The sequence below is a fragment of the Candidatus Megaera polyxenophila genome (assembly GCF_029982035.1).
GTDB lineage: Bacteria > Pseudomonadota > Alphaproteobacteria > Rickettsiales > Rickettsiaceae > Megaera > Megaera polyxenophila.
Map to the genome: position 1 here is coordinate 120,826 of NZ_CP104166.1, position 15,480 is coordinate 136,305.

17 protein-coding genes and 1 pseudogene are annotated in these 15,480 nt (G+C 32.4%); 2 read left to right on the forward strand and 16 right to left on the reverse strand.

Annotated features, from left to right (window positions below):
* Window positions 1–69: 69 nt before the first annotated feature.
* A pseudogene (locus N3Z16_RS00595) lies at window positions 70–1,199 on the forward strand (IS91 family transposase).
* A gap of 23 nt (window positions 1,200–1,222) precedes the next feature.
* On the opposite strand, the gene N3Z16_RS00600 reads toward N3Z16_RS00595, so the two are convergent.
* Window positions 1,223–2,608: a sodium:solute symporter family transporter gene (locus N3Z16_RS00600; protein WP_282486335.1), complete on the reverse strand. Its 1,386-nt coding sequence runs from the start codon at window positions 2,606–2,608 to the stop codon at window positions 1,223–1,225.
* A 10-nt stretch (window positions 2,609–2,618) separates the two neighbouring features.
* On the opposite strand from N3Z16_RS00600, the gene N3Z16_RS00605 reads away from it, so the two are divergent.
* Entirely contained in the window at window positions 2,619–3,761 is a 1,143-nt protein-coding gene (locus N3Z16_RS00605; RefSeq protein WP_282486336.1) for an IS630 family transposase, read from the forward strand.
* Window positions 3,762–3,782: 21 nt separating this feature from the next.
* On the opposite strand, the gene N3Z16_RS00610 is transcribed toward N3Z16_RS00605, so the two are convergent.
* The 15 genes from N3Z16_RS00610 to N3Z16_RS00680 all read right to left on the reverse strand — a co-directional run bounded on the left by N3Z16_RS00610 (window position 3,783) and on the right by N3Z16_RS00680 (window position 15,356).
* Complete coding sequence (locus tag N3Z16_RS00610) at window positions 3,783–4,502, reverse strand: sodium:solute symporter family protein (RefSeq protein WP_282486337.1); 720 nt, start codon at window positions 4,500–4,502, stop codon at window positions 3,783–3,785.
* Between the two features lie 113 nt (window positions 4,503–4,615).
* Window positions 4,616–5,245, reverse strand: a complete 630-nt coding sequence (gene tmk / locus N3Z16_RS00615; RefSeq protein WP_282486338.1) for a dTMP kinase — start codon at window positions 5,243–5,245, stop codon at window positions 4,616–4,618.
* Window positions 5,223–6,302, reverse strand: a complete 1,080-nt coding sequence (gene zapE, locus N3Z16_RS00620) for a cell division protein ZapE (RefSeq protein ID WP_282486339.1) — start codon at window positions 6,300–6,302, stop codon at window positions 5,223–5,225. The genes tmk and zapE overlap by 23 nt, the downstream gene beginning before the upstream one ends.
* On the reverse strand, window positions 6,286–7,356 hold the full coding sequence (locus N3Z16_RS00625; RefSeq protein ID WP_282486340.1) for a tetratricopeptide repeat protein: 1,071 nt from the start codon (window positions 7,354–7,356) through the stop codon (window positions 6,286–6,288). The genes zapE and N3Z16_RS00625 overlap by 17 nt, the downstream gene beginning before the upstream one ends.
* Window positions 7,357–7,456: 100 nt before the next feature.
* Complete coding sequence (locus N3Z16_RS00630) at window positions 7,457–8,242, reverse strand: hypothetical protein (protein WP_282486341.1); 786 nt, start codon at window positions 8,240–8,242, stop codon at window positions 7,457–7,459.
* The gene (locus N3Z16_RS00635; protein WP_223938862.1) at window positions 8,205–8,900 is read right to left on the reverse strand and encodes a uroporphyrinogen-III synthase; all 696 of its coding nucleotides are present in this window, start codon (window positions 8,898–8,900) and stop codon (window positions 8,205–8,207) included. Before N3Z16_RS00635 ends, N3Z16_RS00630 begins: the two co-directional genes overlap by 38 nt.
* 85 nt (window positions 8,901–8,985) lie before the next feature.
* Window positions 8,986–10,332, reverse strand: coding sequence for a ribosome biogenesis GTPase Der (gene der, locus N3Z16_RS00640; RefSeq protein WP_223938863.1), 1,347 nt, complete (start codon window positions 10,330–10,332; stop codon window positions 8,986–8,988).
* 57 nt (window positions 10,333–10,389) lie between these two features.
* Window positions 10,390–10,881, reverse strand: a complete 492-nt coding sequence (locus tag N3Z16_RS00645) for a DUF2335 domain-containing protein (protein ID WP_282486343.1) — start codon at window positions 10,879–10,881, stop codon at window positions 10,390–10,392.
* A gap of 152 nt (window positions 10,882–11,033) precedes the next feature.
* Window positions 11,034–11,855 (reverse strand): phage BR0599 family protein, encoded by an 822-nt coding sequence (locus N3Z16_RS00650; RefSeq protein WP_282486344.1) that lies wholly within the window; start codon window positions 11,853–11,855, stop codon window positions 11,034–11,036.
* Window positions 11,852–12,448, reverse strand: a complete 597-nt coding sequence (locus N3Z16_RS00655; protein WP_282486345.1) for a DUF2460 domain-containing protein — start codon at window positions 12,446–12,448, stop codon at window positions 11,852–11,854. Before N3Z16_RS00655 ends, N3Z16_RS00650 begins: the two co-directional genes overlap by 4 nt.
* Entirely contained in the window at window positions 12,445–12,852 is a 408-nt protein-coding gene (locus tag N3Z16_RS00660) for a hypothetical protein (RefSeq protein ID WP_282486346.1), read from the reverse strand. The genes N3Z16_RS00655 and N3Z16_RS00660 overlap by 4 nt, the downstream gene beginning before the upstream one ends.
* A 9-nt stretch (window positions 12,853–12,861) precedes the next feature.
* Entirely contained in the window at window positions 12,862–13,203 is a 342-nt protein-coding gene (locus N3Z16_RS00665) for a phage head closure protein (RefSeq protein WP_282486347.1), read from the reverse strand.
* A 14-nt stretch (window positions 13,204–13,217) separates the two neighbouring features.
* On the reverse strand, window positions 13,218–13,745 hold the full coding sequence (locus N3Z16_RS00670; protein ID WP_282486348.1) for a head-tail connector protein: 528 nt from the start codon (window positions 13,743–13,745) through the stop codon (window positions 13,218–13,220).
* A gap of 10 nt (window positions 13,746–13,755) precedes the next feature.
* The gene (locus tag N3Z16_RS00675) at window positions 13,756–14,823 is read right to left on the reverse strand and encodes a phage major capsid protein (protein ID WP_282486350.1); all 1,068 of its coding nucleotides are present in this window, start codon (window positions 14,821–14,823) and stop codon (window positions 13,756–13,758) included.
* An 8-nt stretch (window positions 14,824–14,831) separates the two neighbouring features.
* Window positions 14,832–15,356 carry an HK97 family phage prohead protease gene (locus N3Z16_RS00680; protein ID WP_282486352.1) on the reverse strand — a complete coding sequence of 175 codons (525 nt, stop codon included), beginning with the start codon at window positions 15,354–15,356 and terminating at the stop codon, window positions 14,832–14,834.
* Window positions 15,357–15,480: the final 124 nt, after the last annotated feature.

Genomic DNA, 15,480 nt, shown 5'->3' on the forward strand with positions numbered 1-15,480 from the left:
ACATTAACTATAAGTAATTTATGGAAATAGTCGGTAAAGGAATATCTATAAAACATATTTTTCTAGACCGTGGTAATTGGTCTCGATTTCGCTAAAAAATACGGCAAGCTAAGATACGGCATTATTTTCAACGTCACTAAAGTTATATCGTGTGGAACGAAATATTTAGGATTTAAACGTTATAGCTGCCGTGATTGTAACCGCAATAAATCGGTAGCATTCAGCTGTAAAGGTAGGTTTTGTTCTCGTTGTGGTAAGAAACAAACGGATCAATGGGTGAGTAAGGCTAGCAATGTTCTACCAAAAACACGATGGCAGCACATTACATTTACAATGCCGGACTCTTTATGGCCGATATTTTGGCTCAATCGTGATCTGTTTGGATTGATTTCCGGTATTGCAGCAGGAATTATTAAGGAGATAGCTACAAAGAAAAATCTTGTGGTTGGTATATTTACTGCCTTACACACTTTCGGTAGAGATTTAAAACGCAATGTTCATATCCATTTATCGGTTACTTGCGGCGGTATAAATAGCAAAGGCAAGTGGCAAAAATTATTTTTTCCTGCCGAACCTATTAAAAAAATGTGGAGACATAGAGTCCTTGAGTTATTTCGCTTTCAATATATCTCAAGTAATTTGAAGTTGCCGTCCGCATATCAAAATGCTGAGAATTTTAATAACTGGATGAGTAGTTTATACGAAATCAGTTGGTATGTTTATTTACAAAAACCATCGGATGATCATAAACGCAACATAGAATATTTAGGGCGGTATATAAAACGCCCCCTATTTCCGAGACAAGAATAGAAAATTACGACGGAAAGCAGGTAACGTTTAAATTTCTTGATCACTATAATAATACAATTGATCGCATAACTATGCCCGTGATGCAGTTCATAGCTAGTCTGATTATGCATATACCAGATCGTTATTTTCGAATGATTAGGTATTACGGTTTTTTATCTAATAGAACTAGGGGCGTACAATTACCTATCGTATATAAGGCAATTAATCAAATCGTTCATAAGAAAACTAAGCTCATTAGTTGGAGATTAATGATTTGGTTGAATTTTAAAATAGATCCTCTGTTTTGCTATAATTGCAATAAATGTATGAATCTGCGGCAAGTTTATTACGGTTTATCTCCGCCATTGTTATTAATAAGAACCAATGAATTATTATCAACGCCTAGATAACATCATTATGGCGAACACTTCTTTCACGTCTTGGCCACATAATTTGTAAAACTGAACCTATTTTTAGATAGATTCTGGCAGAGATTTTTGTAAAAGTGTTGATAATTTCTAATATTGTGGCTGGTAACTACATATTTATTAAACGAATTTTTAAAAAGCTGATTGATGATTTTTCTGGTTGCAAATTTTGAATTTCCTATACTATAAAATATCTTGAATTGCGATGAGGCGAACTCAACATTATCTAAATTACCCGGGTAATAATTATTATAAAACACAGTAACCAAGACAATCCCGGACACGAAATTAAATAACGACCATTGCCATTTACCTAAAGAGGAAATGATAACAACATTCATCATAAACACCATTAGCTGTACTTCGGAAAATCCACCAACTAACACCGTTAAAAAGGTAAAGCAGATTAATACCCAGAACATAATCAGATTCCAGAATATCCCTACGAATTTACTTTCTTTCCAGTTCCAAAGCCATAACGGATAACTAATTAAAATTGCTGAACTGCTAACAGCTATCGGATAAAGCACATCAAGTATATCCAGATGCTGAAGTCTATATTCTTCAGGTAATAAATTCGTGGCGGCAAATACAGAAAGCATCACATAAAAGCCGAGTATGGAAATTAACCCATCACCTTGAGGATAATTATTCTTATAAACCTCTATCAGGTTAAAGGACTTAATATCCGACCATAACTGCTGTAATCTCCTATTTCTCTCTTTACGAGCTTTAATTAACCCGCTCTCATCCTTAATCCCCACCCAGCCTCCAGGTTGTCTAAGCAAATAATGACTTCCCATAAGCACTACCAAATTTGATAACATTGCAAAAGGGATGGAATTTGCAATTTTAATTTTCAGGACATAATCCCATACTAAAACTGTTGAAAGCCCAGCTACCATCCCTAGTATGACTGATTTCCCACTACTTCTAAATCCAAAAATTGCCATAATAAACGGAACAGTCACTATTGGCATATATAGAGAAGAGGTCATAATCATAAGTGTCAAAAAATTTCCTTGTCGTAGCGATAACAATAATGAAACGAGACCAATTACAATTGATATAATACGAGCAGATAATAGCTCATTTCGATTAAATTCTATTTTTAATGGTTTTAAAAAATCATGTACTACAAGAACTGCAGTAGAGTTTATGAATGAATCAACTGTAGACATAATCATTGCCATAATACCTATAATGGCCATTCCTTTTAAACCTAAATAAGCTTGGCTAAAAATAATTTCTTTTACTACTTCATCAGGATTAAGAAACGGATTAATAGACAAAGTTAATATAGTAATCCAATCAAGTATAAGTAACAGTAGAAAACAAATAACAGCAGAGATAACAAAAGATTTTCTTACTTGTATGATATCCTTTGCCATAGCAATCCTTTTGAAAAATTGCAGGATTAAACGCTGGAGTAATAAAATATTAACCCACCAATTAAATACCCGACATAACTATTGCCAAGAAGGAAGGAATTTGTATAATGCAATAATGTCAAAAAGTGAAGATTTTAGGAAATTATCAATAAGCGCACAAGCGTCGATGAGAAAGATTGCTCTAAAACTAGTAAAAAGAGGAGAGAGTCAATCGTCGGTAGGTGAATTAATAGGAGTGAGTCGCCAGACAGTAAATGAATGGGTAAGGAGGGAAAAGAGAGGCGACAAGTACGCAATTAGTGGGAAGTTAAGAGGTAGAAAGATAGGAGAGAAAAGGCTTATAACCGAAGATCAAAGTAAAATAATACAAGGGTACGTAAATATCTCTAGACCAGAAGATCACAATATCAAATCAGCATTATGGTCAAGAAAATCAGTTAATGCACTCATCAAAAAACATTGTGGATTTTTTCTTCCCCTAAGTACAATAGGCGAATATTTAAGAAGATGGGGGTATACTGCACAAAAGCCAAAGAAGTTAGCATATGAGCAGCAACCCAAAAGGGTTCAATTTTGGTTAGATGAAGAATATCCGTCAATAGCCAAGCAAGCAGAATATGAAAAGGCAGAAATACATTGGTGCGACGAAGTAGGGATAAAACAAGAGTGTCAGGTATTACAAAGCTATTCTTTAAAAGGAAAAACCCCTGTTGTGATTCATAAATCGAAGAGATTTAGTATAAACATGATATCCACTGTTACAAATAACGGTAAGCTAAGGTTTATGCTGTACGAAGAGACACTAAAAACAAATGTATTTATAGAATTTTTACGGAGGTTGGTAAAATACTCCAAGAAAAAAATCTTCTTAATCCTAGATAATCTCAAGGTTCATCATAGCAAAAAAGTACAAATATGGACTCGGAAACATAAAAAGAAAATTTCTTTATTTTTTCTGCCTCCGTATACTCCGCAACATAATCCGGATGAATATTTAAACAACGATTTAAAAAGAAATGTAAATAGGAAACATATACCTCTTACAAAATCTGAACTCCAAGGGAATTTAAAATCTTACCTAAGGACTCTGCAAAATAACCCAGAACATATCAAAAGATTATTTCAGGCGAAAGAAGTAAAATATGCCGCCTAAGTCGGGTATTTAATTGGTGGGTTAATATAAAAAGACAAATAACTTATCCAAAGATAATGCGTTAGAAAAATTAAAAACTTCTTTGTAATCAAATACTGGATGAGTAGTTAAAGTATTAATAATAATATTAGTATTATCAATACTGTTCAAAAGAGCATAAGCTATAACCGGTATAACAACTATAAAAGTCAAAAACTGTATTATATCTGTAAAAGTGACCGACTTTATCCCACCTAAAGATGAATATAAAGTTATTATAAATGCAGCAATAATAGTACCATAACCGCTTGAAATATCAAGTACATAGCTAAATAATAGACCAGCGAGTTTTAGCTGTATTGCTATTTTTCCTGTTATGCCTATAAAGCCAGCAATTGCTGTAATTATTCTTACCTTTTGACCAAACAAATCACCCATAGCTTCTGCTATTGATAATTTGCCTAAAAACTCACCCATACGCACAGCAAATATCATACCAATAAGTAACAAACAGATAGGATCTCCTATATCGGACCACATAGAATAAAGACCTTTAGAGTAACCTTCAGAAATAATATTATAGAAAAAACTTCCACTAACCCAAGTAGCTACCAATGTAGCTACAATAGTGGCGGTACTAAAATCTCTATTACCTACGGCATATTCTTTAATATTCCTAATACCATGGCTAGAAGCAAGCCCTAGAATTATAGTAGCTATTAAAAACCCAATAAAAATTCCTGAATCTATGTCAAATTCCATGTTTGAAGTGTATTTTTAAATTACGTAACCCATAGTTGATTAATATATAAGCTTTTTAGGCAAAAATAAACAGGAATTTTTGCTCTAACATTTATTTGCCTTCCTTATTATATTTAGTTAATTAGCGATAATACTTCTTGGTGAATCTTCTCTATTTCTTTGTTCCTACAATTGATTGTCTTGATCCGGTCTATATACATACTTGCAATAAGTTTGAACCTTTCGTAAACTGCTTGGTGAAAATTCATATTTTTATCTTCAAACTTATTTACGTCTCCCGTTTGGAAGCTTCTTTTTATGCCGATTTGCGGTTCTAGATCCATAAAAAATGTAACATCAGGCATAACAACTCTGTGATCATCACTTGCTCTCATTAATTTGTTATGAAGGTCAAAGATATCTTCTATTGTAAGATTGTCTCCTGCTTGATAACAGGCAGTAGAATCAACAAATCTATCACAAATAACTGTATATCCATCCCGCAAAGCGGGTACGATTAACTTGTTAATATGCTCATATCTAGCAGCCATAACCAGCATTAACTCAGAAACATGATACAAATGCTGATGAATCAGAAGTGTGCGAATTTCTTCAGCCTCCTTAGTGCCGCCTACCTCACGTGTATGGATAACCTTAATACCTTTTAAAACTAAATACTCATAAAGTTTCCTACTCTGGGTAGACTTACCACTTCCCTCTCCCCCTTCAAAAGTAATAAATTTAGGGTTGTTCCAATTTTTCATCACTACTATTCATCTCATTTAACCTTGAAACAGCCCTTTGAAATTCAGCTAATCTCTTACCGGAGGTATATATTAAAGACGGCTCAGCTTCAAGTAAAGCAAATAATAACACCTTATAGAAATAAGCATTATCAATAAAATTAATAACTCGGATAATAATATTTGTTTCGTCTTCAGCAACTCGCCTTACACCTTCGAGTACTATTATTCCAAATCTCTGACAAAGTTTTACATAATCTGCATAACCAAAATCCTGCATAAATAGTTCATCAAAGTTAGTAAATAAAATGTTTTGATGAGTATTAGCAAAAATCACTTCCCGGCCAAACACTGCAAATTTACCTGGATAAAGCTCTTCACTGGAACATAAGCTATTCTTAATTCTATTAAAGGCAGTATTATTTTCTTCATTAATAGGAAAAAGTATTTTATTCCTGGTACTTGCTACTTTCTCTAAACGATAATCTTTTTCATTATCTAGATTCAAAACCATAAAATTTTTCTTTATGTTTTCAATAAAAGGTAAAAATAATTCTCGCTGCAGACCATCTTTATATAAATCATCGGGAGCTGCATTAGTAGTTAGAAAAATAAAAACCCCGTTTTGAGATAAAAACGAAAATAACCTCATTATAAGCATTGCATCCGTAATATCCTTTATCTCAAATTCATCAATACACAAAACTATGGCCCCACTTGCAATTTCATGGGCAAGGTTTTGAACTGTTTTATCATCTCCGTTAGCTGACTGTAAACTATGGACTTTGTAGTGTAGCTCCTGCATAAAATTTTGAAAATGAATAAACTTTTTTCCAGCTAAAATCGTTGCAAAAAACATTTGCATAAGCATCGTTTTTCCGCACCCTACACCACCATAAAGATAAACGCCTTTAGGGCTTTTTGAATTTTTGAATTTGGCTAGAATATTTTCTACAAAAGATCTTTTATTTATGGACTCAGCTAATCTCTTCAAGCCCTCATATAAGAGATGTTGCCTTTTATCTAGAATTATATTCGGAAAACTGAAGCTAAAATCCATTTTAGCTTTTAGGTTCATAGTTAAGAAGCTTTGGTTCTCTTATTTCCGCAACTTTATCATACAGACCTAAATATGCAGCTATTGCGAGGAACAAAGCATTATTTTCTGACGGTTTAACAAGACCAGCCAAAGTCCCATAAATGGCATTTACGGAACTTCTTGAGCATTTGATATACATCTGGGCAATTTCAAAACACGGATTGCTGATAAAAGCTGATTTCAGTATTTTAAGTAACGAAGCAGAATTATTGATATTTACGTTTAATTCAGTATACAAATTTAATGCATCTAAATAGCCCGGTTTAAGCTCTAAAGACGATTCTAAAAATTTTACTGCTTCATTATCATTACCCGCAGAAACAGCATCTCTAGACGCTAAGTAGTAATAACCTGATATTTCTTCTGAGTAATGCTCCAATAACTTCATGTCGGCTCTTTGTAATTTAGAAATAACAAATATCATTTTGTTCCAAGCCGCAGTTTTTGCGTAAATCCTAATTAGCATAATCATAAGGGAAGGCTGGGTATCATTTTCATTGAATGCCTTATTGGCATATTCTTCTGATTCTGCATATCGTCCATTATCAAAAAAGATTTGTGCCAGCCTTTTTGCAGCATATATACTATAATTCTTTTTACCTACTAAATTACGAAGCCTTTGAATTTGCACGTCCAAACTGCTTGACGATTCTGCGAGAACAAGATTTGAAAACTCCATGCAGTTTTCGCCCAAATCTGGTAAAAGCTTATTTGCTACCTCTAATGATTTCTCCTTATTACCCATGATAAGTTCTGAGATTATTTTTAATAAACACTCGTTTATTTTTTTTAGCTTTCTCTTATGCCAGCTACGGCTTATGATAAAAGGTAAATCAAATATCGAAAAGATAGTTTTTAGCCCTATCATTAATAACAACTGAGCAATTAAAAAGACGGCAATTAAAGTAAAGGTGGTTGTTTGAATCTGATAATCTAAAACTGATATATTAACAGCTGAGTCAAATTCACTAATGGTATTAAAACCAAAATAAAGAAGGAAGAAAATCGTACATAAAATCAGAAATCTAATCATGTTTTTACTTAAATAATTTTATATCCCAAAGAATAACTTCTTGATTGTTGATATAACGCATACGAAAAATACGCCTATTATAAGCGGCAATTCTTAGTTACTATTCCAAAAATTCCTGCTGCAAATCAATAGAGAACGCATACTCAATAAACGAACCAATTTTATTTTCAATTTTTGCTTTTAATTGTTTCCTTTCCTTATAAAAATCAGTTTCTTTTTTAATTTTTAAAAATTTACTAAAAATATCTGTATCAAATAAGAAAACCTGCTCATAAGACGGAACATTCTGAGCTAACATACTATCATAACGTTTGCACAACACCATTAGTTCTTCAAATTCTTTTGGAAGTTCAATCTGCATTATAATATCCAAATTCTCGGAATACGATTGATCTTTATAAAATTTTTGCAGGAACTCATTAACATTGGCAAGATAAATTCGGTAATCATTCAAGTCATTAATCAGGTTAGCATTAGCAATTTCTTGGCTGTTATCAGTAGCAGTATCTGCTGTATTATCATACGGATTTAAATCCTCCGTATCGTTTAGCGCATCTGGTTCTCCCTCATCCAAATCTGGTGCAAATCGAGGTAATTCTTCGCTATTCTCAAGACAACAACCATTAATATCTTTTGCCGTTTCATCATGCCTGGCTTCTTGCTGTTGGTTTTTGTGGGAAGGGAATAGATTCAAACGATCAAGTGTACTAAGCCATAATTCTTTATAAGCAATAACAAAATACAGAACTAATCCGAAAGCCACAAGGAAAGCTAAACCAGCTATTCTAAAATTAGTTTTTTGCAGAGCGGGTTTAGGTTTTATATTTACTGCTGAATGATCATCATTTTCAAACTTTTTCTTTTTGTTGTTTTCTGTTGAGGTCATAATTCTCTAATTTTTCCAGGATTTGATCTGCATAATCGCAAGTCACAATTTGTCTAAAATAATCCATTAGCAGCTTCTCTACTTTCGAACTTATAGCAATAATTACTGAATTTTCTATATATTTCAATAAATCATTTACTAATATTAATTTTATCAGGGTTTTTGCGCAATTTTCTGAATATAGGGGAATATAATCCACACCACTTTTTAGGATTTGAATCTCCCGCTCCGATAAATTATCTTTATATCTCACTTTGTAAACATTTATCATTTTAATTCCATGCGGCATCCTGGTGCTAATCATATTACTGGAAAGATAAATAGCATGGTTATAGATATTGTGAGGTAATTTGTCTGTAAGTTCGGTTGCCGAGTAAGCAACATATTGAACATTATAACCTTTTTGCCTAGCTATTTCTGCACTGGTCGCTCCTACTACCCATACATTTTTTGTACCTTCATCAACAGGCAGAAGGTGTGCAGCTCTTTTACTTGTAACAATTATATCTGTAAAATCTTCGAGGACCGTTATGTTAAAAGGTAGGTTGACATGTTCAATTAAACTTAAATCTAAACAGGTATACCCCTTGGGAACAAGAATATGCCTTAAATAATTATTATCTTCTTCAGATCTTGTAAGTAATATTTTTTTTGCCATAATGCTCTTAGTAATACCATTCTACTAATGCTTAATGCTATCACGTAGGCTTCTCTTGTCAACAGTACAAGCAATAGCCAAGTAGTTATTTCTTTGTACTATAAGGATTATCAGTTTTAGAAAAATACATTCTTATCGGCACACCAGGCATGGAAAAATTCTCTCGCAAGGAATTGAGCAAATATTTAGTATAAGCTTCGGTAATACTATCAGGATCATTCGAAAAGAATTTAAAAGTCGGGGGACGTGTTTTAATCTGTGTAACATATTTAAGCCTAACTCTTCTTCCCAATTTTTTCTGAAGAGGTAATTGATGAGTTTCAGTAGCAAACGCAAGCCAATCATTAAGTTTACTTGTTGTTATTTTTTTATTCCATAAATCATACATTTCTACAGCTCTATCTAATACTTCATTCGTTTTATGCTGATTTATCGCAGAAATGAAAACCACTGGAATGCCTTTTACCTGAGGAAGAAATTTTTCTAGCTTATAGGTAAATTCTTCTTCATAATTTCGCCTTAATGTTATTAGATCCCATTTATTGACTGCAATTACTAGGCTTCTACCCTCTTCAATTACGTAGTTAGCAATAGATAAGTCTTGTTGTTCTAAAGCAATTGTAGCATCTAGCATTAAAATAACAGTATTGGCAAATTTGATACTACCTATAGTATCACCCGTAGATAATTTTTCTAAGCTCTTAGTAACATTTGCTTTTTTCCTAAGACCCGCTGTATCTATAAGCTTTAAATTATGATTTTTATACTTCCACTCTATTTCTATCGATTCTCTAGTAATACCCGCTTCTGGGCCAGTAATTAGCCTTTCTTCTCCCAAAATGGCATTAATAAATGTTGATTTTCCGGCATTTGGTCTACCTACTATAACTATCTGGACTGAATCAGAAGTTTGTGGATTAGAAATTTTTACAACATCTTCTGTGTCTATTTTAGCTGCAATTGCCTCATATAAATCAGCAAGACCCTGACCATGTTCGGCAGAAATAGGTACTGGCACACCAAAACCTAAGCTATAAAATTCTTTATCATGAGTAAATTTTTTTTCTGATTTATTAGCTATAACTATATAATTTTTACTATATTTTCTAATAAAATTAGCAAAAAATTTATCAGCAGGTGTTACTCCAGATATGTTATCAACAATTAGACAAACTAGATCCGCATCGATTATGGCTTGCATAGTTTGTTGCATCATTCGATATTCTAACTGCCCTTCTTCTGATTCTTCAAGACCAGGGGTATCAACTACCCTAAATAACATCGGCCCAATCTTGGCATCTGCATATTTTCTGTCTCTTGTTACCCCTGGAAGATCATGAACTATTGCTTTTTTCCTAATACTAAGCCTATTAAATAAAGTAGACTTCCCAACATTTGGCCTTCCAACCAACGCAACTAATTTTTTATCCATAATTATTTTAAATGCTAAAGGACCATTTTTATCGTTTTAAAAACGATTTTATATTACTTAATTATTGCTTCGTGCCTTATGGTTATGCACTCTATTTCTTTGATCAAAATTTTTATGAAAAACTTTATTTTTATATCTTTTATCAGACTGAAAAAAAGATATACCACCAATCGTAGCGAAAGCAGACAAGAAAAAGACAGAAGCGATCATATAATGCCCACCGAATGCTAAAATGAGAACTGTCATGGCAATAATCCCTATTAAAGCAACTCCGCATATCTTCCCAAATTTAACTGCTCTATCGTATTTTTCAACATTAAGTAGTTCAATAGAATGGCGATAATTCTGTTCTTTCTGCGCCATTTCAATAATTTTTTTTATAGTCCCAGGACTAATTTCTTCATATGCAGCCATGACATCTAATGGCGGCATAATATGTTTATACTGGCTACTGCTACTTACAGCTAAATTAGACGTCTTGCTAAATAATGCCTTACTATAGCCCTTGTTCAGACCGTTAGCATCAAAAAATTTTTTAGTTTCTTTCATGGTTATTTCTTAAGCTTTTATAAGCAATATCAATATAATCTTCAACTTTGAAAACATAAGTAACAATATCTCGAGGTTTCGATAACACCGATTTAGTATATACAAATCTAAAAACACTAAAAAAGCCAGAAAAAAAACACCTTATCGTTTGTTTATCGCACATTATTCTTAAAAAAACTATGTTCAGTTATTGTTGGTTCTCCCCTGAAATTTACTGCATTATTGAACTTATTGCAACAAGTTCTAAAGTTTTTATCACAACTTGGCCCTAAGCTCACTTCTTTATGTTTTAATAAATCCTCATAAACTTCTTCCTCTAATGTAATTTGGTTATTATAATGAGCAATTATCCTGAAATTAATATTTTCCCCTGTTTTAGTAATAAATAGAGCACTCCCCAAGTTATAATATCCGTTGTTTAGTTCCATACCTGAGACGCTAATAATGCGGGATTTGATAGATTGAATTCCGTATGACTTCCTATACCTGCTAATATCGATGCCACATTTACTATCACCCAAATTTGCTCGACATGTTTTGCTATAAAGCAGAAGTAATGACTGATTGTATTTAACTGTTTCCGGTTCACATTTTAAAGTAAAATCTAAATCATTTTTTACAAATTCTGTAATGAAATAAGTTATTAATGGAAATAGAACTTTATCATAATAATAGGAGATTTTTATTTTACATCCTACCAAATTCATTTTTCTGGTAATACCATTTATTTCAAAAATTCCTGTTAAATTAATTACGTTTTCAGCAGAATCGTTAAATTCCCCTTTGGTTAAGATGATTGATGAAAATGGTAAAAATTTTTTGTTATTGGCTACAATTTCTTGGCCTGAAGAATTTAATTTTAGAACTGCTCCTGAGAATAAATATATTTCGTATAAATAGGTAAAACTAACCTCATATCTAGAATTTACCAATTTGTCATGCCTCGTGGAAAAGTTATGATTATTTCCTCTCATTCAAATACCTCTATTAGTGAAAGGTTTAATATTTCTATAGTTCCATCTGATTTTGGTTGATAATCAAAACTATCTTCGGAGAACCTAACAACTAAGTAGAACTCAAAACTAGCATATAAAGTTCTATCTTTTACCAATGCATCAGGAAGGAGCACTATTCCGTTGTTTTCATTAAGTTGGTATTCCTGAATCTCATCTTCTCCTGCATATAATTTTAAGCTATCTCTTTTAATTTTAGTAATTTTTCTGATATATGGGTATTTCTCATCCTGATAAATTTTACAAAGTTGAAAATCCTTCTTAATCCCATCACTTACACCAAGTGATTGCTTTTGAACGGTAAAATCAGCAATATCCCTTAATAGAAAAGCAAATCGGCTACCTCTTCTTGCTTTAAAAAAATTGTTAAACAGCCAAAATTCATTTTTGGATAAAAAGCAATCTTTCAAAAAATATTGCCCTCTATGGTACTCCTGATCAAGGTTTCTAATTTCTCTACCGGAAGCACAAATAACTTTTGAAGTAAAAAATAACGACCTACCTACTAAAAATACCTCGCAGCATGATGGAAATAAAACTTCATGAAAACTCATTCCATTAATTCTCTTTTTATCATCGTTTTATAGAACATAGTTAGCTTATTATGGACAAGGTCGCGGGCTTCGCTAAAGACAAGCTGATTTAGTTTTATCCCCGCAACTATGTAACTTGGAATTTTAAGTTTATCTGGCAGTAGAAGCTGCTCAACTAGTTTACTGATATTAATCAAGCTCTTTTTATTCTGGTCTCTTACAAAAATACAAATTTCAAATTCTAATAAATATATAAATTGTGAGGTCCTTGAATAATTTTCAAGCTTTACGAGATTAATCGAAATAAAAGGATAATTACCATCCTCTATGACCGATATATATACTTGATTTACATGTTCCCTAATCAAGGTTTCCAGAGTATGAAGGATCTTTAGCTGGAATATATGAATAAAATCTAATGACATTTGTCCTCCTTATAAAATTTCAAGACCTATGATATTTAGAAACCTGTTTTTTTCGCCAATATTAATTATACGTTTAATCGAGTATAATTTACGACGAAAAGAGATTCGTAAAGCTTTGGATAAACCATCCATATATCTGATTTTAAATAAATAATACTCTTCAGTAATTAAATTACCGAAATTCATTCCCTCAAGTGACATATATTTACATTCACTAAGGGGTATAATTTCCGCGAAACAATTGTATTTTTCCTGCCAGACCGGATCAGCAGAAGGGGAGTCCGCAACATTTTCTAGAAAATTAATATTATGAGCTAATTTAGCTATGAATGTTTTTTTATTCTTGGTCATATAAAGCTAAATATTTAAATTTTAAGAGACCGGTACGGCATGTATATATTTTTTATTTCGGACAAAATATTTGCTGAATTCTCGCCAAAATCATACATCATACCTATATGCGTTAGAACTCCTTGCAAGATAGGCTGGGGAATTTTATCCCCGAGACCTGCTTCATAACTTATTTCAAGTTTCTGAGATAGATATTTCTGATTAAATAATATTTTCTGCTTGTTGTCCTCAAGGTAGCCAAAATTTTCGGTAATATCTTTTTTATCTTCCCCATTAAGAAGAAAAACCTTTGTTATTGAGGCAACCGGTATATGTTTTAGCCTTAGATAACTAGGGGCTTTATCTATTAAACACGTAACTTTTTTTATACAAAAACTTAGTGCTAAAAACTGCTCAGCAGTAATTACTGCTGAGCTAATAAGGTTAGCAATTAATTTATCGTCGTTTTTATGAGGAACTCGTAAATAATTTTTTACTTCTTCAAGAGGCCATACTTCTCTTTCTTCAACTGATAAAATTTTATAAGTGACGTTATTTTGCATAAAAAATGTTTTAACTGGAAAATTTGGCAAATTTTAAAGCAGACGGTACAATTACGTCACCCCCTACCCTTTTTACGGCATAAAATTTTATAAATGGCTTATCGGTATAAGGGTCTCGCATTATCCCAACACCTGCTCTATCTACTATTTTATAAGCTACTTTAAAATCACCGATAGCTATTGCTAGCTTATTTTCTCCAACATTTGGCATATGGGAAATACAAAAAACAGGAATACCAAAAATAGTTTGTTTTAAAGGTTCTGATAAAGATTGCTGCCAAATAAATCTGCCGGTTTCATCTTTTAAGCCTTGGATCGAGGCAAGTGTTGACCTATTCATCAAAAAACTGGCATTAGCTATATGCTCTTCATCAAGAGCATTAATTAATTTAAGCAATATGTCAGGCGTTACCGCATTACCTGTATCTATTCTTGTAATGTCTTCATTAGTTAGTATCCCAAATGGCTTCTTATTTCCATCTCCGGTAATAAATGCCTCATTCTCAGCTTTGATAAAACTATCTGCTAACCTCTCTGCCAACCATGAATTAATGTCTATAGCTGAATCGTCAATTAATTTCTGAGTAGCCTTTGGCTGAGCATATAACTCGTGGACAGCAATTGTTTTTTTCTTAAGTTTTGGAGTCTCAGTAACTTCTCTTGCTTCAGCCTCTCCTATCCAACCGGAAATAAACTTACCATCTTCAATTATAAAATCTAAAGCACTAGTAGAAATTGTTTCAATCGAAGCTAGTTGCCGCATAACTGATTTTGCATTCACCGTACTAACTATTTTGTTATTTAAATTATTAACTATTACCACTCCGGCTTCACCTGTCGTAGTACTTAAAGATTTAGTAACAAATTCTGAAACTATACCTTTTCTTAAATAGTCACCGAAAGCTTTTTCTTCTTCCGGTCTACAGGAAGAAATATTAAAAGGATTAAATATAGCATTCTGCAAATTATTAAATTTATTTTCAAGGTCCTTATACTTGCTTATTGATTGTAATTCATTATTTAAAACAGTTTGCACATTATCGGCAATTGCTTCTATTTGTTTATGTTTAAGTTCCATATTCTCCTCTATTCCAAATTAACTAGCTTTTCTAATAATTTCTCAATTCTCTCTAGGGAACGATTAATTGGATGTTCAGTTAGTTTTTTAACATTTATTATTCCAGCATTTCTATTTGCCGGAAAGGTTACGACGCTTATCTCCATAAGATCTACTTTCTTGAGCAACCTAACTCCCTGATTATCATATTCAAAATCCTTAGCACAAAAACCAATGCTCAAACCATCTATTGCTTTTTGCCTTACAAGTTCGGTAGTCTCTTTACCAAGTAAAATTCTGTTATTTATTTCAGCTTGAATTTTAAGCCCATAATCATCCTCATATAATGACTTTATTATGCCAATTGGTTTTAGAGTATCATGTTGCCAAAGTAATTTAATATTTTCCGGCTTTGTATCTTCGAAAGCTCCTTTTTGAACTATATCGTTCTGACTATCAACGATATTAAATACACTTGCATACCCAGAAATTATGGTATTTTCTAATCCAACAGCCTTTATTAAAAAATTTTCAGAGATGTTTCCTCTTTCCAATCAAAACCTCCTAGAGTTGATTAATTAACCTATAGTTATATTTATAGCTCTTTAGTCGACAGCCACTAAGCATAAAATTAAAAAAATAATATAAAAATTATAGAGTTCTTGTTCTTGAAAAAAA